The organism is Pseudomonas sp. A34-9, assembly GCF_029543085.1.
GTDB lineage: Bacteria > Pseudomonadota > Gammaproteobacteria > Pseudomonadales > Pseudomonadaceae > Aquipseudomonas.
In genome coordinates this window covers 2,868,912-2,888,200 of record NZ_CP119967.1, presented here as the reverse complement: position 1 = coordinate 2,888,200, position 19,289 = coordinate 2,868,912, and the positions used below count along the sequence as shown (strand labels likewise).

Genomic DNA, 19,289 nt, shown 5'->3' with positions numbered 1-19,289 from the left:
GTTTGCCAGATCAAGCGGCGATGGCGGAGTCATTGGATCGGTACCGCTTTGATAGTCGCGCGCGGACCCGACCCAGGTAAAACCGCCGGCACACCCTGCGCCGCCGTCGGCAACTGCGGTGCCTGCATGTCCGGCATCGCCCAGCTGCGTTCCGGCTGCAAACCACCCTGCGCCCGGCGCATGAAGTCGTAGCGATTGAGCGTGATGCTGCGCCCCGCCTCGCTGTCGCGAATGATGTACGGGCGCAGGAACACCATCAGGTTGGTCTTGGTGATCGCCCGGCGTTCGTTGCGAAACAGCGCGCCGATCCCCGGAATACTCCCCAGCCATGGCACCGCGTCATTGCTCTGGCTGTAACCGTCCTGGAGCAAGCCGCCGAGCACCATGATCTGGCCGTCATCGAGCAGGATGCTGGTGTCGATGGCGCGTTTGTTGGTGACAATCCCCGCAGAATTGGCACTGGCCGAAGCACGTTCATCAATGCTGCTGACTTCCTGATAGATATCGAGCTTCACCGTGCCACCCTCGGAAATCTGCGGGCGCACATTGAGCTTCAAACCGACCTCTTCACGGGTCACGGTCTGGAACGGGTTGTTGCTGGTACCGCCACCGCCGGTGACGTAGCTACCGCTGACAAACGGAATGGTCTGGCCAACAAAAATACTCGCGGCTTCGTTGTCCAGCGTCAGCAGGTTCGGCGTTGACAGCACGTTGGTGCCGCCCTTGCTCTTCAAGGCGCGGGCCAGCACTTTCAAATCCAGAATCTTGCCAATCCCGGGGATATCGACGGTGCCGCTGACGTACCCCAGGTTCAGACCCTGCGGCAGCACATCGATGCTGGTTTTGCCGTTGGTGTTGATCCCCGAACCACCCAGATTCGCACCGCCGATCACGCCTTTACCGCCGAGATTGCCGGTCTGCCACTGCACACCGAACTCACTGGCATCGTCCTCGCCGACTTCGACAATCAGGCTTTCAATCACCACTTGTGCGCGGCGTTGGTCGAGCAGATCGATCACCTCGCGCAGGTTGCGGTACAACGGCTCCGGCGCGGAAATCAGCAAGGTGTTGGTGGTGGCGTCGGCCTGGATGGTCACACCGCCGGCACTGAAGGCGACGTTCTGTTCGCTGGCCTGATTACCGCCGCTACTGGTGCCGCCACTGCCTTGGGCGTAACTGCCGCCGGTACTTCCGCTGCTGTTGGTGGTCGATGTCGTGCCGCTGGATTGCGTACCGCTCTGGCCAGTCTGCCCAGCGTTGCCGCCAGTGCTGGCCCCCATGGCACTGAGCACCGAACGCGCACTGTCACTGGTGCCGCTGTCGCTCTCGCCCGTGAGCAAACCGCGCAAGGCCTGCGCCAGTTTCGCCGCTTGCGCGTTGCGCAGATAAACCACGTGCAAGTTGCTCGGATTGCTCTGCGCGTTATCGAGTTTGTAGATCAGGTTGCGCGCCAACTCCGTGCGCTCCGGGCTGCCAGCGCGAATGATGATGGTGTTGGACCGCGGATCACCGATCACTGCGATTTTCTGCGTCGGATCATTGCCCGGCGCATCGAGCAGATCCGCCACCATCGGCGCAATGTCGGCGGCAATACCGTTCTGGATCTGCACCACATCGGTGTCAATCGCACTCGGCGAATCAATGCTCGCAATCAACTGCGCAACGCGGGTCAGGTTCTCGGCGTAATCGGTGATGACGATGGTGTTATTGCCCGGATAGGCGTTGATCGGATTGTTCGGCGAAACAATCGGCCGCAGCACCGGAATCAGGTTCACCGCGTTCTCGTATTGCAGGCGAAACGTACGGGTGAGCATGCCGTTGCCCGCCGGTTTATCAGCGCTGTAAATCGGCCCGCCGAGCAACTTCGCATCCGCCTCCGGCACCACCTGCGCCACACCACCGACATCGACCACACTGAAACCCTGCATGCGCAACGCCGCCAGCAGCATGTCGTAAGCCTGCCGCGCCGGCACCTGACCTTCGGAAACCAGCGTCAACGTGCCCTTGACCCGAGGGTCGACCAGAAACTGCTGCCCGGTCGAACGCGACAACGCCCGCACCACCGCTTGAATATCGGCGTCGACAAAATTCAGCGTCACCGGTTGCTCGCCCAAAGGATTGCTCGGCAAGGCAATGCCCGATGCCGCCGTCCCGCTGCGCGCGCTCTTGCTGATGTTGTGCAATTGCTTCGGCACGGGTCGCGCCTGCGCCTGTGCACGCTCGCGGTCGAGCACCGCGTCGCCGCTGCGCTGGGTGTTGGCCAGCGGCCGGCCCAGCTCACTGTCGACCAGCAACGGCGGCTGATTCTGCGGTGTGGTGGTGTTGCTGCACGCGCTCAACGCCATCAGCAACATCGGCAACGCCAGACGTGCCGGTTTGGATCCTGACCCCTTCATGAAGCTTCCTTAGCGCCCAGCGCCTGATCCATGCGAACGGTGCCTGACAAAGTGCCGGCAGTGACTTCGGTCGAGGGGTTGTCTGCGCGTTGCAAACGCGCCTCGACCACTTGCAGAGAAAGTTGTGCCGGGTTGCTCAACAGCCAGTCGAGCACGGCGTCGGCGGGTGCGGCGTCGAAGGTCAACTGCCAGGCGCCCGCCTCCCCGGCCTGCAATTGATAGTGCCCGGCGAGGCCGCTGGCCTGCAGGGTCTGCTCCAGCGACTGCGCCACGCTTTGCCCGTCCGGGCGCACGCTGACTTCGCGCAGCAGCACTTCCAGCGCTTCAGTCTGGGCGCGCAGCTTTGGCGTCTCGGCCTGCCAATAAGCGATTTTCTTCAGCGGCGGCTGGATCAGCGCGACCCACAGCAGCAGGCCGAGCAGCGCAATGGCCATGCCGCCGACCATGCGTTTTTCGCGCAGGGCCAACGGCTGCCAGCGCGCCTGCACCTGAGCGTTAAAGCGCTGCCACTTGGCGCGGTACAGCGCGAGCGAGGCCTTATTCATCTTCATCTGCTCCGCCGCTGTCATCGCTCTCGCCTGGGGTGGCTTCAGTGGCCGGACGCAAGGTCCAGCCCTCGTCATCTGCCGTCACGCTGATACCGGCCTGGGCCAAAGTGCTTTGCCAGTCCTGATCATTGCCGCCACGACGGGCTTCACTGAGCAGACTCAGTTGCAAGGTACCGTCGACAAATGTCAGCCGCTCGACACTGCCGGCCATCGACGGCATCCCGCTGCCCGCCTGCAACACCAGACGACTGAAGGTTTGCGCCGGATCATCTGCCGCACCCTTCTGCCGCGCCGCCAATTGCTGACGGGCCTGTTGCAACGGATTAAGGATTACCGGCAACTCGGGAAAGGCCTGCTTCACCCGCAAATTCATTTGGGTTTTCAGCTGCTGGCCCTGCCCGGCTTCGCGGGCGGCATACAGGTTCAAACCAATGACCCAAACGGCCACAGCCAACGCTGACAGGGCGATCGCCCTGCCCCAGCCGCGATGCTCGGTTTTTTGTTGCTGGACTGCGCCATGCAGTCCCCAACCGGGTAGCGGCCCGGTCCAGCGCTGCGCATCGGCCATCGGCAGTTCAGCGCCCGGCGGAGGTTGATCACCGATCCAGTGCAAAGTGACGCCCGGTTCCCACACAACACCGTCGAAACCGTCATCGAACAACGGCTGCACCCGCGCTATTTGCACGCTGTCGCGCAGCAATAAATGCCCGTCCTGCACGCAAGCGACAGTGCCGGGCAGCACCGGCAAACTGAACGGCGCCGGATAGAGACCGCGCAGGTTCAGCCCAGCGCTTTTCAGCAACTGGCCAAAACCTAACAACTGTTGTCGAGGCGCCCAGGCGATCTGCACCTGCCCGGCCTCGTCCCGCGCGCTGTGCGCGATGTGCATCTCGCTGCTGTCACCCAGCATCAACGCCTGCGCCGCACACTGCACCGCCGCGACAATCTTGTTGGCAGGCAACGGCGGCAAATCGAGACTCGCCAACAGGCTGTCAGCCGGATGCAGAAAACACACCAGCGGCGGCAGTTTCGATTGCTGGCTCAACTGGCTCAGAGTGTGGCGTTCTTCCCGCGTGACCTGGCCCTGACGATCCAGCCAGGCGCAGTGCAATTCACTGTGCAGATCCAGTTCCGCCAAGGGCGGCAACGCCACTTTCAACTGGCTCATACGCCCACCCGCGACCAGATCACTTGCGGCAAGCGGTCCTGGCTGCGATGCAACAACGCCTCAAGACTGACACGCCGCTGATCGCGCCGCGCCTCGCCGCGCAGGCGAAACCAGTCACTGGTGATGCCAACCTTGACGCTGGTCAGCTCCAGTTGCGGCATGCGCAAGCGGTTAACGAAATCGCCACGATTGATAAACCAGCGCCCGGCATCGCGCTCGGCGATCAGCGCATTGGCACGCTCCAGCGACAGCCCCGGCACATAAGCCGCCAACACCGGCGCGGTGGCGGTGTTGCCATTGAGCCAAGTCGTCGCGGGGATCACCGTCAGGTACGGCGCCAGTTTGCCGATCAGCGCCTCATTAACGCCGTCGACACTGCGCAAATCATCAATGCTGCGCAGCATTGGCAACGTCGGATTCTGCGGTTTGCGTGAAGCGTTGGGCGAGGTCGCGCGACCACTGTCGAAACCGCTTTTCGGCGTCTCGGCAATCTGCGGATTCAGCAGTCGCGGGTAGGACGCGATCACCCGCTGACTGATGCGCTGACTCAACCCGGCACTGACCCCGACCAACTCGCACAAGCGCTGAAACGCCGCCACCTGCGCCTCATCGACCCGCTCATTGGCCACCAGATTGCGCAGGTTGAACTTGCCCTGCTCATCCTCCAGTCGCCCCTCAAAACCTTGCGCGGAGAGACGCTGCGCCCATGGCTGATCGAGCCGGGTCAACGGATCGCGCTGACGTGCATCCCAGAGCAATTGACGGCTGATCTCCAACCCGCCCTGCACCACCCAACGCCCCTGCACACGCTGCTGATCCGCCTCCAACGCACGTGTCGACACGCTCTGGCGCGTCAACATGCCCGCCGCAATCACCGCCACCACGGCCGCAATCAACAACGCGCTGATAATCGCCATGCCCTGTTGCTTCGCCCCCTCAGGCGAGCGGCTGTTCATGGCCGGCCTTACAACTGCCAGGAACCGATATCGGCATTCACGCCGTCGCCGTCCGGCTGACCGTCGGCACCGAGGGAAAAGATGTCGATCTCGCCATTCGCGCCGGGGTTGAGGTACTGATAAGGACGCCCCCACGGATCGTTCGGCAAACGCTCCAGGTACGAACGCCAATTGCTGTTCTTCGCATCCGCCGGCCGCTCCACCAGCACCTTCAGGCCCTGGTTCATGCTCGGGTAAGTGCCGTGATCGAGGCGATACAACTTCAACGCCTGCATCAACCCACCAATATCCTGCTTCGCCGCCGTCGCCCGCGCCTGATCCGGCCGGTCGAGCACTTTCGGCACCACCATCGCCGCCAGAATCCCCAGAATCACCACGACCACCATGATCTCGATCAGGGTAAAACCCTGCTGCCCACGCGGCGTGCGCATCGGTTGCTGAAGCGATTTGAAAGGTGCGATATCCATCTCGACATTCCCTGGCTTGATTCGATTCGACGCGCAGTGTTGCAAGAAGATATGTCAGTGATGTTGAAAATCCTCGGGTGTTTTCGTCGTCAAGCGGTCAAGGACGCGGGTTAGCGTCGAGGGCTGGGTTTTGGGTTTGGGCCGTTTATGCGTGCGCGTTTGCGGGAACAGGGTTTCACATTGATTGAAGTGCTGGTGGCGCTGGCGATTATTGCCGTGGCGATGTCGGCGGCTGTGCGCGTGGCGGGGTTGATGACGCAGAGCAGCGGGGTTTTAAGGGATCGCTCGGTGGCGATGATTGCGGCGCAGAGTCGGATGGCGGAGTTGCGGCTGGAAGGGAAGTTGCCGATGGGGATGAAAGCTCAGGAATGTGATCAGGGGCGGCTAGTGCTGCGCTGCGAACAGGTGATCGCAGCGGCAGAGAATGGTCGATTGCTAAAAATCGGTATCCAGGTATTCGACCGCAACCAGGATGCGCCGCCGTTGGCCAGGCTTGAGACTTTGTTGTCCCGAACGGAAAGCCCCTCACCCTAGCCCTCTCCCAGAGGTAGAGGGAACCGATTCGGGGATATTCGCGAGCTACACCGACTTGAAAGCCATTCATTGAATCCACAATTGCCAAGCTCACAAAAGCCAAATCGAATGCCCTTCATCAAAGCCATAATCGCCAAGATCTTCCAGGTCGATGTACCCCGCAAGACACCTCGGTCGGCCCCCTCCCCCTCCGGGAGAGGGCTGGGGTGAGGGTCGCTTCTACTCGCAAGGTCACAGAATCACCAAAACCATAATCGCCAAGATCTTCCAGGTCGATGCACCCCGCAAGACAACTCGGTCAGCCCCCTCTCCCTCCGGAAGAAAGCTGGGATCAGGGTCGCTTGTACTCGCGTCCCCAAGAATCACCAAAACCATAATCGCCAAGATCTTCCAGGTCGATGCACCCCGCAAGACACCTCGGTCGGCCCCCTCTCCCTCCGGGAGAGGGCTGGGGTGAGGGTCGCTTTTGCCCCCCCATCCCAGGAGAATCATTTCCAGAAACTCAGACCGGCCAGAAGCCATCATTGCATGACAATGGTATCGTCCCCTCCTTTTCCAAATTTCTGACAGATTATGAATAGAACCAAATCCACAATCTGGGCCATCGCTCCCGCACCCGGCATCCCTGAATCACCCGCTCATCCAATTGAATCAGCAAACCTTCGACCCGCTTGCTTCGAGCCGCCCTATGCTGTCGTGAGTCTTCTCCCGTGCTCTCGTTGATGGACGTCTACAGGCCCAACACATCGCAGAACGCGCGACTGAATGAGTTGCTGACTGTGAGCGAAGCCAATATTGACAGGGCTGAATCCAACGCCGACCTATTGAACGTGATCCATGAGTTCGCCTTGTACAATGGCTCGCTCAAATTCAGTTTCACACGCGCATGGTGTTTTTTCGGCGCGGGCCTGCTATTGATCGCGAGCGCTGTGGCCTTTCCTGGGTATGCGAACACCTATACCGTCGCTTCTTTTTTTTACCGTCTGCAAATTGACCCCGACTTGTTCGCCGTGGTCCTTGGTGTGCTCGGCATCGTTTCTACCGGTGGGAGTCTGGTATGGATGAAATCCAAATCTGATCGTTTGCCTTCGCTCAGTAGCAAAATCGCTCGCCTGTCATCCTACTTCCACAACGGATTGACCAGCCTGGAAGAAGACCCGCGCTATACCCTCAACAAGCTGGAGGCGCAATTTGCTGATTACACGCGAGGCAACTACAGCCGCCAGTTGGTCCAGTCGATGCGGGGTGTGTTTGCCGGCCCGCTGCACAAACTCCCTTACGAGTATCACCGGCTGCACTACGTCGACAAACGAACAGTCAAAACCACTGTTGACGACGGCAAGGGAGGCACCAAAACAGAGACTCGAGTGGTGTATGACCACTACGATCGCTACAGTCTGGTCATCGACTTTCCATGGGTCACCGGAATATCGGTCAGATCTGATGGACACTCGCAGAACGACTATCCGAGCTCCATGGACACGGCGTCTCCGGATTTTAATAAAGCGTTCTGTTTGACCGGGCGCAGCGAGATGACCTGTGCGAAGTTCATCAAACCTTCGACGGTGCTGCACTTGATGAAGGTATTCAACCTACTCAAGGTTCCGAACCTGGAGTTCGCCGACAGTGGAAAGCTCTGCCTCAGCTTCACGACCAGCGACTTACTCACATTCGGTACCCAATACTCGCTGTCCTCACCCAACGAGTTCTACGAAGAAATTGCTGCGGGTGTCGCACTGCCGCGCCTGATGTCTGCGCTCCAATGGAGCCATGCACTCAGTGAACTGCACGATGACAACTTCGCCTCCTCTCCCCTAACAAGCCGCCAAGAGAAGTAAGACATGGACATCACACTCACCCTCGCCATTGTTATCGCTGTCGTCATGATCATCGCGGGCTTCAGCATCTACAACGGCATCATCGGGGGACACAACCGCGTACAACGTGCCTGGTCGGACGTCCTCGTTTACGAACGCCAGAAGACAAAAGTGCTCGATCAGCTGCAAAAAGTACTCGCAGACTTCATGGTCTTCGAGTCCAGCCTCCTCGAAAAAATTGCCGGCCTGCGCAGCGCGATCCACAGCCTGCCTGCTGGCGCGGACGGCAATGCCCTCTCCACAGTAGAAACCGCCTCACGGGAGCTGATGGGCGGCTTGCGCGTTACCTTCGAGGCCTACCCTGACCTGAAAGCATCCGAAGTGGCGAACAACACGATGCGCGAGATTGCCGAACAACAAGAAAACGTCGGCGCGGCCATCACCATCTACAACCGCAACGTCGAACTGTTCAACAACTCCATCGAAATGTTCCCAGGCTCGGTCGTCAATGGCCTGTTCAACAAGAAACCGCGTGTTACGCCATTCACCGATACCGAAGCTTCGCAGAGTTTCTCTTACACCCCGAATATCTAACCTGCGTTAAGCATCGAACCATCACCCGTGAGGGTGGTGGTCGATCACCTGCCTTCTTGAATAGATCCGCCGCTGATTTTTCCAGGCGCAATGCCGAAAGTAGCAACAAACCAAATGAAAACGTTGCTGGAAAGTAACCGACCCGCTCCCACAGATCTCACCGCCAAACACAACTTCTGCAATTAACACAAAACCCTGTGGGAGCGAGCTTGCTCGCGAAAGCGCCAGAATGAACACCCGATCAATCACCGGGTGATCCCGACACCTACATCACCCCGGCAATTGCAAATTATCCAGCGCCCGATTCACCGCCAACTCCCCGAGCATGATCAACTGCGCAATCCCCAACAACGCCCGACGCTGCGACGCCGGCAACAGACTGGCGACGTTCTGCGCAATGGTTTGAGCCGAAGCAAGCGTTTCACTGGCATCAATCAGCAATTCTTCGTTTTTGTTGTCCGCAGTCACGGCATACATCCCACGTTTTTTACGTGGCGGCGGCGTGGACCCGGGCGGACAGAGATAATGGTCGAGCGCGCGGTCGGCGGCTTCGTGGAGTTTTCTGGAATCGATGGATTCGTAGGGGGACGTGCAGTTGGATTCGGGCGGGTTGGGTGTTGGTTTGATCATGGTGAAGCTCCTTGATGACTGGAGCCGCCACTGTTCGCGGTCAAACAAACAGGGTGGCAGCTGTACGCGGGTTGACCGACCGGACATCAAGGAATCCGGCACACCCGAAGGTGTCCCACGCACAGCCACCGCGACATGATTTCAGACAATGCCTGAACACGTGCAGAACGCTGGCGCGCCTTGATATTGGGCGGACGGTCAAATCCGATCACTGATTCGTCAGCGACCGCACCACAATAGAACCCGCCCCCAAGGCGCACAAGCCGGCGGATTCTGGCGTAGCTGTAGGCAAAGGCGCAAGGATATGTAGCCTGAGAGAGTGTCTGGAGATGTCTTCTTAAACATTGGCGTTTATCGGAATTCTCATTGCGTCTCGGATCCCACGACAGATCCGTCCCCTTTCCCCAACAGACGTAAGCGTCCGGCTAACACATCCCCCTGAAGCTGATATGGCGCCATCGCCTCCATTGAACCGAGGCCGTAGTGGTTATGCGGATTCTGTTCTCTATAATCACTGACCGGCCATGTTTAGGGTGCTTGTTATGCCAGCCTCCGCTGATCAAAACTCCACTGTCGTTTTATGTGCAGCTTCCAATAACGACCTGGAAGATCTGGTAGCCATCAGGATTGAGGCCATGCGCGAAAGCCTTGAACGGCTTGGACGATTTGACCCGGATCGTGCGCGCGAACGATTTCTTGGCGGGTTCGACGCTAACAGCACACGCCGCATAGAAGTATCAGGTGATCTGGTCGGTTTTGTCGTAATCAAAGACCATCAGAGCGAGCTTCTGCTTGACCACTTGTATGTGATACCCAGTGCTCAAGGAGCAGGAATCGGCTCTGAAGTTCTTACTCGGGTTTTCAGAGAGGCTGATGAGATCGGGCGTCCCATCAAGGTGGGGGCTCTCAAGGAAAGCGCTTCAAATCGTTTTTACACTCGCCATGGCTTCGTGTTCGTCGAAAGCGGTGAATTCGATAATTACTATGTCCGGGCTAGCGGTAATGCCGTTGATTTGGGCGACTAGGCAGATCTTGATACGGTGCCCCGTCAGGAACATTCAAAGGGACGGATCTATTGTTCAAAAATAAATTCGTCCCTTTTTCCTCATGTAGGAGCTGCCGAAGGCTGCGATCTTTTGACCTTGTTTTTCAAATCAAAATCAAAAGATCGTCCGATCGTGGCCCGAGCCTCCGGCAGCTCCCACACAAATATCTCAGGCCCAGTTCCCAAAGGTTTCAGCGCCGGACACAACATTCCTGACCAACACAAAACCCTGTGGGAGCGAGCCTGCTCGCGAATGCGCCAGAATGAACACCCAATGTCCGGAGTTTTTGTCGAGCTAAAGATTGGCTATAGGAACTGTCAAATGAAGGCTTCAACCCTCGTATTTGTCGCACTTTATTGCATGGGTATCAGTGCAGCGTTTGCCGATGGCTCACAGGCGCTAAACGAAAAGCGCGGGCCAGCAGGCATAGCCATCGGTGAGCGTTTGGCTGCGGCAAAGTCCAAGCTAGTCAAACAAGGATGGAACCCGACGCGGATGCATACCAACGACGGCTATGAATACAGCGGCGTAGAGAAGGAGCTGGCTGCACACGAGTTCTTCGAACTGGATACCTGCTCGTTTGATAGCTCGCGTTGCATCTTCTACTACGCGAAGAAAGGAACTTGCCTACGCGTCGATACCATCGGTGAGAAATTCAATGACATGACCGTGACGCGATGGACCCGCGAATGTCCCGAGGCGCCCCAATAACCACCCGAAGACTACGCGGTAATAATCGACTGCTCCCACAGGTTTCAGCGTCGCACACAACACCTGCAATCAGCATAAAACCCTGTGGGAGCGAGCCTGCTCGCGAAGGCGCCAGAATGAACACCCGATCAATCAGCAGGTGATCCCGGCACCCGCATCAACCCGGCAATTGCAAATTATCCAACACCCGGTTCACCGCCAACTCCCCGAGCATGATCAACTGCGCAATCCCCAACAACGCCCGACGCTGCGACGCCGGCAACAGACTGGCAACGTTCTGCGCAATGGTTTGAGCCGAAGCAAGTGTTTCACTGGCATCTATCAGCAGCTCTTCGTTTTTGTTGTCCGCGGTCACGGCATACATCCCGCGGGTTTTACGTGGGGGCGGCGTGGAGCCGGGCGGGCAGAGGTAATGGTCGAGCGCGCGGTCGGCGGCTTCGTGGAGTTTTCTGGAATCGATGGATTCGTAGGGGGAAACCGAGGCGGTTTCGGGCGGGTTGGGTGTTGGCTTGATCATGAGTGAATCTCCAAATCATAGAAAAGGAGCCATCATCTTTCGCTACCAAACGAAGGGGTGGTGGCCATACGAAGGTTGGTAGACCGGTGACTTGGAGAACCGGCGCGCCCGAAGACGCCCTGCGCATGGCCACCATAAATACACAGCCCCAAAAAGGCCTGTATCGGGCGACGCTATGCGCCAAGTCTAAGCCGGGCTACCAAACCCGATCGCTGATTCGTCAGCGACCGGACCACAATAGAATCCGACCCAAAAGCGCACAAGCCGGCGGATTCTGGCGTAGCTGTAGGCAAAGGCGCAAGGATGTGTAGCCTGGGAGAGTGTCTGGAGATGTCTTTTTAAACACAGGCGTTTATCGAGACCTCATTGCGTCACATCCCTACATCGACGAGTGAAGTTCAGGTAACACCGGGTCAATGGCGGAAAAAAAAGCCATCCATGTCTATGCTAAAGCGATGCGATTTTGTAACCAATCGACAAAGCCGACCAAACTGTCCCGGATCGAGTTGCGCGGGTTTTGCGGGATGGGATTTTGACTGTGTTCGCGCCCAGCGCCCAAAGGGACTTGCCATGAATAACACCTACAATATCTATAAGGTCAAGCACTCCAAGCTCGCTCAGCTAGTAGAAAAAATAGCCGGCGTTGGGCTTCACCAGCAGAAAACCCACATCTCAAATGGCTATTCGATGACTTTCTATTTCTCCGAGAAGGTGAAGGGAAATGACATTTGGTGGTGGGATACTTACAAGGATTTTTTCAATGACGATGTCGTGAAACCGACCAATACCTTCCATTTTGGGATGCTGCTGAGTCACCACATTGAAAAACCAGAACAAATCTACGCGGTGAGCCTAGGAAAAGCTCATTTTTATCTGTCCAAGTTAATTCAGTACGATTTCGGAATCGATCTAGCCGTGCGTATGGCGGATGAAAACACGATCTTGCTTAAAAAAAGTCGCTACTTTACGGGGACTAAAAGACAGGACGTATCCTCCTACCAACGATTCCACCCCAATGGCTATGAGCCCGGAGAGTCGGTCGATCATCTAAAACTCAGAGCATCGGACAAAGAGTTGTGGGGTGAGCGTAACATCATTTTTGCTGACTCAATCCAGATGGATATGGATCGCAATCCACTTGATCTTTCAGAAATATTTGATCGTATAGAGGCCGGTCTGAGAGGTGAAGAAATTATCCGCCTTCCAAAGCTGGAAGCTGTTGCCGATGAGTTGCGTGACGAACTTGATGAACTACTGTTCACGTCCCTAAAAAATCGACAGGGCGATGTTCAAATTGACGAATTTCAAGTGTATGGCGTCGCTATTTGCTTTAGCTTCCATGATTACGACTATCGTCTCTCTGCTAAGAAGTCCGGTGAAGCAGGAGTGCACCGCAAACATATCGGTAACTCTCTGACAGTTGATAAAATCAGCGATTTCCTCATGGAACATGAGGACATTGACGACATCAACTCTGTGAGCGTCCAGTTTAAAAGCGGTGATCACGGGGTATTCACACAGGACCTAAAAGAAATACTCGACTTACCGATTGCTTACGACGGCTATCACTATTTTTTAAGGAATGGTGATTGGTATAAATTCAACCAGACGTTCATGGATTACTTAAAGCACTCGCTAGATACGATCGATACCGTTTTAATGGAACCACTCGATGAAGCAGACTACATACATTGGCGCGATGAAAAACAACGTAAGATCGATGCCGAGGAACCTGTCGATGACAAGCTCATTTATCGCGAATCTTACTTCAATAAAAAACAATGTGCAGAGCAAGGATATACGCTTCTAGATCGACAACTCACACAACTACAGTCGTTGGAGAGAGGTAAGAAGAAATACCGTATAGAGGTAGCCGACCTTTTTAAGGATAGGGAGATCATATCAGTCAAGATATCGGAAACTAGCCCCGAGCTAATTTACAATATTGAACAGTCACGCGACGCCGTTGAACTCATCAAGCGAGGCGCAATTGATTTTGATCAAGAGTTCGACGCAGCAGTAATCTGGTTTGTGTTTGAAAACGAGATCCAGAGAATTACTGAGTTAATTCGATACAATTTCTGCTTGCCGTCGAGTCGTGGCAAAAAATGGTTAGAAGCTTTGGCCTCACACCGAGGATATATATTTCTAAGCATAATAAGTGAACTTACCTGTTTTCTTGATAAAACCAGTGCACATGCAAACATTAAAATCTGTAAGGCTATGCGTTTATTGTTCCGCTACACCATTCTTCAAAAAACAACCAAAGGGGACTGATTAATTTCTCAGGAAACAGATCCGTTCCTGAAGGATCTCAACATCCCCTCAAACAAGCCAATACAACTGTATTAAACATTTGACTGAGTTATTTGACTACATCCTCGACCACAGGCTCTTCGGCAAACTCGTCCAACACAGAAAAAACTCCATCCAAGTCCTCTTTATAGGAGGCAGTGTAGGCGGATGTGAATACAGATCGACTTTCGACCTCTTTAACTTTTTTACGGATTATATCTCGATACTGGAGCCAGTATTGGCGCATTTCTTTTGGATCAAACCCAGCTAAGAGTCCTCCTTTCGTAGCAACATAACCCGCTTCATCCGAACCAGTGAAGAAAGAACTACTCAAGTTAGCCAAGCAGTAATCGACAAAATGAAAAATGTTATCTTCGTCAACATCCGGATTGAAGCAAAATTCAAATACATATTTATTCATCAAACTTGCAATGTCCGCAGTATCCTTTTTGCCGACCATATCGTAATAACCGCACCCTACCCCCTTCCCGTGCGGAAGCGCTGAATTAATAAGTTGGTAGATTACAAACGACTTCAAATCGCAACGCGCCGACAAAACCCTTCTACTGAGTGATTCTTCGCCTGTGGAGGTAGCCACATCAACAATAGATTTAGCTTCACCGAGAAAATCCTCAGAGGGAGTAATGTCGACTGCTTTGAAAAAATTTACTTTTGCATCAATGTAATCGGCTTTAAATAGAGCAAAAACTTCTTGAGAGAGTTTTCTCATGCCCATTAGTGTAAGTTTCTCCACAGAACCGTTTGTAGGCGCACTTGGATCCTGATTTATTATTAGAGCTGAGTGAAGATTATATACCTGCCCCTGCCGATCAGCGCAGCACTGAAGCCGGAACAACATCAAGTCATTCCATCCTAAAACCCCACGACCGGCCCCAACAAGTTGCTGCAACAAGCCCTTACCCACGTAAGTGTGCTCGCCAAAAATTCGCCATGCAATTTCAACGATGTTTTCCGGTGAATTGTCTGTCCTCTTTCCAACTGTCTGCCCCCAACCCGCACGGTCTAAAAGCCTAATCAAAGAATAAATAGATCTTTGCCGTAAACCTATATCTTTGTATCCAACTGTAGAGTATCTAGGCAAGTAGCCGACAAGAGTATTAAATGCATCCTCTGCGACAGCCGGGGTGACGTCATAAGCTCTATTTACAAATATTCGCCAGAATTGATCATGTGAGTGCTGCCCCTGCTCTAGCTGAAAGTGCTGGGACATAAGAACTGAATCTATTGCTTCACCCTTGCGAACCTGCTCAACCGCATTATGATACAGAACATATGTCTTCTGAGGTTCTGGTGTGGCGAATCTCACGATGAGCTTCAGGTAGCTCTCTAGATTTCTGAAAGATTCATGATTGAAGCAAGCACGCGTCGCCAACACCGCCTCTTCTACATCTCTACGAGCGGGGAGATTGAGTGTCTCCACATCAAAAAGTTGTTTTAATAAAAACTTAGCAGGTTCCGGTTGTCCATCCAGCTCTTTTGAAAACTCAGCTGAGTTACTGTAGTCAGACTGCCCATAGAGACGACAAAGCGAGAAAGACCCTGACCGCCCCTCCGTTTCCTCAGCGTAAATACGCCTGAACAACCCAGGATAACTCAAATGTAAAAGTATAAGATTAATAAGATCACGTTTATTAAAGTCTGTCCGAGCTAAATCACTGCGTTCGAGCTGCATGAGTAGCATGGCGTTAACGAAACGTTTTATTTTCCGAAGATTTCCAACAAGAGGGAGATAGCTAGCGGCAAGATTGCCATTAAGTATGCTTGCCAATTCAATCAATATTGCCCCCAACTTTACCATCGTATCAGAAGGGATCGAACCCAGTTGATTAGCCTCACGCTGCCAGTCCCTTAGTAAGAAGTCCCGAATTCCGGAACTATCGACAAATAAACTAATCTTCACCGTTACGAATTTCTCTAGAAACTCGCGAGCTCTTGAATCCTCTTCATGATTACCAGCAAGTATCTCCGTATCATAACAAAGCACGTAAGTCGCCTGCGACAACTTAAAGGTACGTCGCGTTGCAAATAGAACTGAATTTATGGTTTTTGCGTCTAGACGATCAAGATCATCAATGACAATTATCACCCGACGATCAATACGCCTGAGAACCTCATCAACATCATCCAGGAGCTCATCTACGGTTTCCTGAGACGGCTCCAGCGACAACTTAAAACCGAGAAAGGAAATATCTGCTTTGCCCTTTATTAGTCGCGAGTACCGGGAAGCGGCAGGTCGAAATTCAGGGGCGAATACCTCACGCTGGATTGCAGCTGATAAATCCCTTATCAAGCGCTCTGCAAGATCTGGCTCTGAGGCGTAACGAAGAGGTTCAAAACGAACAACAATTGCCCTGTCTTCAGCATTTTCCCAATGTCGCTCTGCGAGGTTCAGAAAGCTTGTCTTGCCGACTCCCCATGGGCCATCTACTCCGAAAACAAGTCCGGCGTGGGCACCACTTGCGAGCACCGTTTCAGCGAACGACTTGGCCTGAGTTTCGCTTAAAAGCACGTCCTCGCTTTTGTCAAATATTTCCTCATCAGCAATAAAATAAAGTTGCGGAATTGTTTTCTTAGTTCTAGGCCAGTACTGCTGTACCAAGGGCGACATCAGCACCGTACAGAGTAGGATAAGCAATGCTGGTGTCCAATATGGATCCACAGCGTTTAATATCATATGAAACTTTACCAGCAATGGGGAAATGAGTTCGTTGACCCATATGCCGACACCAACTGCTATCAACAAATCGACTCGAAAGCTACGAACTACTTTTGCAGACTCGAGAAATGCCCCTCGCGTTAAAGCGTATGCAAAACAAAGCACTAGCACGATTAAAACAATATGCAACTGTACAACAAAGGCGACATCCTGCAACAGCGGAGCAAAGTTTTCACCAAGATAGGATGCAACTCTCCATACTTCTGCACCAATAAACCCTACAACGAGCGCTCTTACAAAGACCAGAAACTCAGGCATTTTCATCATTGGCTTTACATTTGCCATTTACTCCCCCTATTGCACGACCAAAACTCTATTTCTTAAGACAACAATTAACTAACAGAACTGATTATTTCTAAACACTGCTCTACCAACATCAACAACACATTTTCACACTGCCCCATCAGAAAACTGGAGCTCAAAAACATGATCAAGAACATCATCTACAAACAATAAATTCAGCCCCAAACATAAATCAAAAAAGCCCCCCCCCTACGCAAGGGATATATAGCTCGTCGCCAGTACGACTCGTTGACGAAAGGTTAGTTGATATTCGAGTGTCTGCCACAAACCGAAACCTGGCCGTATGTGAAGGGCAGTTTTTTACCGAAGGCAACCACGAACATCCCTTGCTTATTCGTTCTCTTCTTTTGCAGAAACACTTTTAGCTGACATCCGATCAAAGGGAAAAAACATCCAGCTTCAACTTGCAGATCACGGCCTCACCAACCTAGGCAACACCACCCCCTCCGCTAATTTCTCCACCCCCAACCGCACCCTCTCCCCACCCTGCTCAATCACCACCCCATCCCCCTCCACTGCCACCAACTTCACCCCAGGCCCAACTTTCTCCCCCTGCAAAAAACTCCTCGGCGGCCCATCGTTCAGGCTCAGTATCGCCACCGCCCCCCGACTCCCCGCCATCACCCCGCTCACCTTGATGTCCATCGGCGCCGTTTGATTGGAAAACCACTGCAACGCCGGGCTATCACTGCGCGCCGCCAACAACTGCGGGGCCGCTGCCGGGGTGTGTGATTCGGCGGAGGTCAGCAGCAGCGACGACCACGTCGCCACGCCGACCAGCGCGGCGAGCAGCGCGAGGGCCTGGACCATTTGGGGTGGGGAAACGCGTGCGGTGAAGGTCATGGGTTGAATCTCCTTTTTATCCCTGCTGTCAGCCTACGCGGCAATTCTCTCCGTTTTATTTCACACGCCTTACATGTTGGCCGTGCACGATGGCGCAGGACGCAAAGGAGCGCGCGCGCGATGAACAGGCAACAGGGTTTTACGCTGATCGAGTTGATGGTGGTGCTGGTGATCATCGGCATTGCCAGTGCGGCGATCAGCCTGAGTATCAAGCCTGATCCGTTGCAGTTGCTGCGCAAGGATGCCGAGCGTGTGGCGCAGTTGCTGCAGGTGGCGCAGGCGGAGGCGCGCGCGGATGGTCGGCCGATTGTGTGGGTGAGTGATGCCAAGGGTTTTCGGTTTAGTCGGCGCAGTGACAGTGGCAAGGGGTTTGATCATTTTGCGCAGGATCCGCAGTTGCGGCCGCGTGCCTGGCAGAGTCCGAAGATGGAGGTGCGGGTGGAGCCGAAACAGAGGGTTGTGCTGAACGCTGAGTGGATCAATCCGCCGCTGCAATTGACGTTGTCGGATGGGTTGAATCGCTTGAGTGTGCTGCGTGATGGCAGTGGAAGGATCAGCCTGCAATGAAGCGCCAGCAAGGGTTTACGCTGATTGAGGTGATGGTCGCGATTTTGTTGATGGCGGTGGTGAGTTTGATTGCCTGGCGGGGGCTGGACAGTGTGACGCGGGCGGACAGTCATTTGCAGGCGAGCAGTGAGCAGAGTGACGGTTTGTTGCGGGCGTTGAATCAGTTGCAGCGGGATGTGGAGATGCGGGCAGGGATTGAGTTGACCGAGCCGAAGAAGGTTGGGGTGGATGATGAGCCACCCACTGCCCCGCCCGCGATTACTGTGCGTAGTAGCGACAGTCAGGGGTTTCGGCTGGAAATCATTCGCACGGCGGCGGATCAGCCGGGGGCTTTGCAGCGGGTGCGGTGGTGGGTCAAGGGCGACACGTTGTATCGGGCGGTGGCTGAGGCGCGGAGTCGGTATCCGTTGCCGGCGCCTGGGAATGGGGTTGCTGTTTTGAGCGATGTCAGTGATGTGCAGGTGCGGGTTTGGGAGGTGGATAAGGGGTGGCGGCAGTTGAGTGGGAATCGGCGGGAGGATCCGTTGGGGTTGGAGATTCGGTTGAGTCGGGGGACGGCGCAGGGGGTGGAGAAGTATCGGCAGGTGATTGGGCCGTTGGAGTGACACTGGCTGTGATGCGGATATCCCTGTAGGAGCTGCCGAAGGCTGCGATCTTTTGACTTTGATTTTGAAGATCAAAAGATCGCAGCCTTCGGCAGCTCCTACATTGGTATTGGGGTAGTCAGTTGGAGGTTGGTTGGCTGTTAGGCCGGCATCGCGAGCAGGCTCACTCCTACAGTTGGATCGTATGCAGTCTGCTAGGGATTGGTTAGCTGGAGGGCCGCTTTCGCGAGCAAGCTCGCTCCCACAGTGGGATTGGGTGGAGTCAATTGGGGATTGGTTGGCTGTTAGGTCGTCATCGCGAGCAGGCTCGCTCCTACAGTTGGATCGGGTACATCAGCAAGAGAGTGGTCGGCTGGCAGGCCGCCTTCGCAAGCAGGCTCGCTCCCACACAAAAGCAACAGCAAGATCAAAAGATCGCAGCCTTCGGCAGCTCCTACAGGGGTGATATGTACCACCCGCACGCGGCGAATGCCGCACCACTCAAAGGATGAGCGTTAGCTCGGCTGCCGCTTTTGATCTTGATCCACGGGCGACGTCGGAAGGCTGAGTGGAGGG

General features: G+C 54.8%; 17 protein-coding genes. 8 read left to right on the top strand and 9 right to left on the bottom strand.

What is annotated here, in order from left to right; all coding sequences use genetic code 11:
- Positions 1 to 29: 29 nt before the first annotated feature.
- Genes gspD through gspG form a run of 5 tightly spaced genes read right to left on the bottom strand, consistent with a single transcriptional unit; the run spans position 30 to position 5,499 of the window.
- The gene (gene gspD, locus P3G59_RS12945; RefSeq protein ID WP_277761854.1) at positions 30 to 2,396 is read right to left on the bottom strand and encodes a type II secretion system secretin GspD; all 2,367 of its coding nucleotides are present in this window, start codon (positions 2,394 to 2,396) and stop codon (positions 30 to 32) included.
- Positions 2,393 to 2,941 carry a type II secretion system protein GspM gene (gspM, locus tag P3G59_RS12940; protein ID WP_277761853.1) on the bottom strand — a complete coding sequence of 183 codons (549 nt, stop codon included), beginning with the start codon at positions 2,939 to 2,941 and terminating at the stop codon, positions 2,393 to 2,395. Before gspM ends, gspD begins: the two co-directional genes overlap by 4 nt.
- Positions 2,934 to 4,112 (bottom strand): type II secretion system protein GspL, encoded by a 1,179-nt coding sequence (gene gspL, locus P3G59_RS12935; RefSeq protein WP_277761852.1) that lies wholly within the window; start codon positions 4,110 to 4,112, stop codon positions 2,934 to 2,936. The genes gspM and gspL overlap by 8 nt, the downstream gene beginning before the upstream one ends.
- Positions 4,109 to 5,068 (bottom strand): type II secretion system minor pseudopilin GspK, encoded by a 960-nt coding sequence (gene gspK, locus P3G59_RS12930; RefSeq protein ID WP_277761851.1) that lies wholly within the window; start codon positions 5,066 to 5,068, stop codon positions 4,109 to 4,111. The genes gspL and gspK overlap by 4 nt, the downstream gene beginning before the upstream one ends.
- Before the next feature lie 8 nt (positions 5,069 to 5,076).
- The gene (gene gspG / locus P3G59_RS12925; protein ID WP_171057322.1) at positions 5,077 to 5,499 is read right to left on the bottom strand and encodes a type II secretion system major pseudopilin GspG; all 423 of its coding nucleotides are present in this window, start codon (positions 5,497 to 5,499) and stop codon (positions 5,077 to 5,079) included.
- Between the two features lie 183 nt (positions 5,500 to 5,682).
- Here gspG and gspI point away from each other — a divergent pair, with 183 nt between their 5' ends.
- The 3 genes from gspI (at position 5,683) to P3G59_RS12910 (ending at position 8,480) form a co-directional block, all read left to right on the top strand.
- Positions 5,683 to 6,069, top strand: coding sequence for a type II secretion system minor pseudopilin GspI (gspI, locus tag P3G59_RS12920; protein WP_277761850.1), 387 nt, complete (start codon positions 5,683 to 5,685; stop codon positions 6,067 to 6,069).
- Positions 6,070 to 6,848: 779 nt separating this feature from the next.
- Positions 6,849 to 7,907 (top strand): hypothetical protein, encoded by a 1,059-nt coding sequence (locus tag P3G59_RS12915; RefSeq protein ID WP_277761849.1) that lies wholly within the window; start codon positions 6,849 to 6,851, stop codon positions 7,905 to 7,907.
- 3 nt (positions 7,908 to 7,910) lie between these two features.
- Positions 7,911 to 8,480, top strand: a complete 570-nt coding sequence (locus tag P3G59_RS12910) for a LemA family protein (RefSeq protein WP_277761848.1) — start codon at positions 7,911 to 7,913, stop codon at positions 8,478 to 8,480.
- Between the two features lie 270 nt (positions 8,481 to 8,750).
- Here P3G59_RS12910 and P3G59_RS12905 read toward each other — a convergent pair whose 3' ends face one another.
- Positions 8,751 to 9,110 (bottom strand): hypothetical protein, encoded by a 360-nt coding sequence (locus P3G59_RS12905; RefSeq protein ID WP_277761847.1) that lies wholly within the window; start codon positions 9,108 to 9,110, stop codon positions 8,751 to 8,753.
- Between the two features lie 542 nt (positions 9,111 to 9,652).
- Here P3G59_RS12905 and P3G59_RS12900 point away from each other — a divergent pair.
- Both P3G59_RS12900 and P3G59_RS12895 read left to right on the top strand, forming a co-directional pair.
- Positions 9,653 to 10,135: a GNAT family N-acetyltransferase gene (locus P3G59_RS12900; RefSeq protein WP_277761846.1), complete on the top strand. Its 483-nt coding sequence runs from the start codon at positions 9,653 to 9,655 to the stop codon at positions 10,133 to 10,135.
- A gap of 342 nt (positions 10,136 to 10,477) precedes the next feature.
- A complete protein-coding gene (locus tag P3G59_RS12895; RefSeq protein ID WP_277761845.1) occupies positions 10,478 to 10,867 on the top strand; it encodes a hypothetical protein in 390 nt (129 codons plus the stop codon).
- A gap of 157 nt (positions 10,868 to 11,024) precedes the next feature.
- On the opposite strand, the gene P3G59_RS12890 is transcribed toward P3G59_RS12895, so the two are convergent.
- On the bottom strand, positions 11,025 to 11,384 hold the full coding sequence (locus P3G59_RS12890) for a hypothetical protein (RefSeq protein ID WP_277761844.1): 360 nt from the start codon (positions 11,382 to 11,384) through the stop codon (positions 11,025 to 11,027).
- Between the two features lie 570 nt (positions 11,385 to 11,954).
- On the opposite strand from P3G59_RS12890, the gene P3G59_RS12885 reads away from it, so the two are divergent.
- Positions 11,955 to 13,661 carry a DUF6119 family protein gene (locus tag P3G59_RS12885; RefSeq protein WP_277761843.1) on the top strand — a complete coding sequence of 569 codons (1,707 nt, stop codon included), beginning with the start codon at positions 11,955 to 11,957 and terminating at the stop codon, positions 13,659 to 13,661.
- A gap of 88 nt (positions 13,662 to 13,749) precedes the next feature.
- Here P3G59_RS12885 and P3G59_RS12880 read toward each other — a convergent pair whose 3' ends face one another.
- Both P3G59_RS12880 and P3G59_RS12875 read right to left on the bottom strand, forming a co-directional pair.
- Positions 13,750 to 16,701, bottom strand: coding sequence for a KAP family NTPase (locus P3G59_RS12880; RefSeq protein WP_277761842.1), 2,952 nt, complete (start codon positions 16,699 to 16,701; stop codon positions 13,750 to 13,752).
- Between the two features lie 429 nt (positions 16,702 to 17,130).
- Positions 17,131 to 17,562, bottom strand: a complete 432-nt coding sequence (locus P3G59_RS12875; protein ID WP_277761841.1) for a type II secretion system protein N — start codon at positions 17,560 to 17,562, stop codon at positions 17,131 to 17,133.
- Between the two features lie 120 nt (positions 17,563 to 17,682).
- Here P3G59_RS12875 and gspH point away from each other — a divergent pair, with 120 nt between their 5' ends.
- Both gspH and P3G59_RS12865 read left to right on the top strand, forming a co-directional pair.
- On the top strand, positions 17,683 to 18,129 hold the full coding sequence (gspH, locus tag P3G59_RS12870) for a type II secretion system minor pseudopilin GspH (RefSeq protein WP_008087980.1): 447 nt from the start codon (positions 17,683 to 17,685) through the stop codon (positions 18,127 to 18,129).
- Positions 18,126 to 18,734: a prepilin-type N-terminal cleavage/methylation domain-containing protein gene (locus P3G59_RS12865; RefSeq protein ID WP_277761840.1), complete on the top strand. Its 609-nt coding sequence runs from the start codon at positions 18,126 to 18,128 to the stop codon at positions 18,732 to 18,734. Before gspH ends, P3G59_RS12865 begins: the two co-directional genes overlap by 4 nt.
- The last annotated feature ends 555 nt before the right edge of the window (positions 18,735 to 19,289 follow it).

What these genes read in the sequence shown, in the direction of transcription:
- gspD (WP_277761854.1), bottom strand. Translation starts at nt 2,396, where the DNA reads ATGAAGGGGTCAGGATCCAAACCGGCACGTCTGGCGTTGCCGATGTTG.
- gspM (WP_277761853.1), bottom strand. Translation starts at nt 2,941, where the DNA reads ATGAATAAGGCCTCGCTCGCGCTGTACCGCGCCAAGTGGCAGCGCTTT.
- gspL (WP_277761852.1), bottom strand. Translation starts at nt 4,112, where the DNA reads ATGAGCCAGTTGAAAGTGGCGTTGCCGCCCTTGGCGGAACTGGATCTG.
- gspK (WP_277761851.1), bottom strand. Translation starts at nt 5,068, where the DNA reads ATGAACAGCCGCTCGCCTGAGGGGGCGAAGCAACAGGGCATGGCGATT.
- gspG (WP_171057322.1), bottom strand. Translation starts at nt 5,499, where the DNA reads ATGCGCACGCCGCGTGGGCAGCAGGGTTTTACCCTGATCGAGATCATG.
- gspI (WP_277761850.1), top strand. Translation starts at nt 5,683, where the DNA reads ATGCGTGCGCGTTTGCGGGAACAGGGTTTCACATTGATTGAAGTGCTG.
- P3G59_RS12910 (WP_277761848.1), top strand. Translation starts at nt 7,911, where the DNA reads ATGGACATCACACTCACCCTCGCCATTGTTATCGCTGTCGTCATGATC.
- P3G59_RS12905 (WP_277761847.1), bottom strand. Translation starts at nt 9,110, where the DNA reads ATGATCAAACCAACACCCAACCCGCCCGAATCCAACTGCACGTCCCCC.
- P3G59_RS12900 (WP_277761846.1), top strand. Translation starts at nt 9,653, where the DNA reads ATGCCAGCCTCCGCTGATCAAAACTCCACTGTCGTTTTATGTGCAGCT.
- P3G59_RS12895 (WP_277761845.1), top strand. Translation starts at nt 10,478, where the DNA reads ATGAAGGCTTCAACCCTCGTATTTGTCGCACTTTATTGCATGGGTATC.
- P3G59_RS12890 (WP_277761844.1), bottom strand. Translation starts at nt 11,384, where the DNA reads ATGATCAAGCCAACACCCAACCCGCCCGAAACCGCCTCGGTTTCCCCC.
- P3G59_RS12885 (WP_277761843.1), top strand. Translation starts at nt 11,955, where the DNA reads ATGAATAACACCTACAATATCTATAAGGTCAAGCACTCCAAGCTCGCT.
- P3G59_RS12880 (WP_277761842.1), bottom strand. Translation starts at nt 16,701, where the DNA reads ATGGCAAATGTAAAGCCAATGATGAAAATGCCTGAGTTTCTGGTCTTT.
- P3G59_RS12875 (WP_277761841.1), bottom strand. Translation starts at nt 17,562, where the DNA reads ATGACCTTCACCGCACGCGTTTCCCCACCCCAAATGGTCCAGGCCCTC.
- gspH (WP_008087980.1), top strand. Translation starts at nt 17,683, where the DNA reads ATGAACAGGCAACAGGGTTTTACGCTGATCGAGTTGATGGTGGTGCTG.
- P3G59_RS12865 (WP_277761840.1), top strand. Translation starts at nt 18,126, where the DNA reads ATGAAGCGCCAGCAAGGGTTTACGCTGATTGAGGTGATGGTCGCGATT.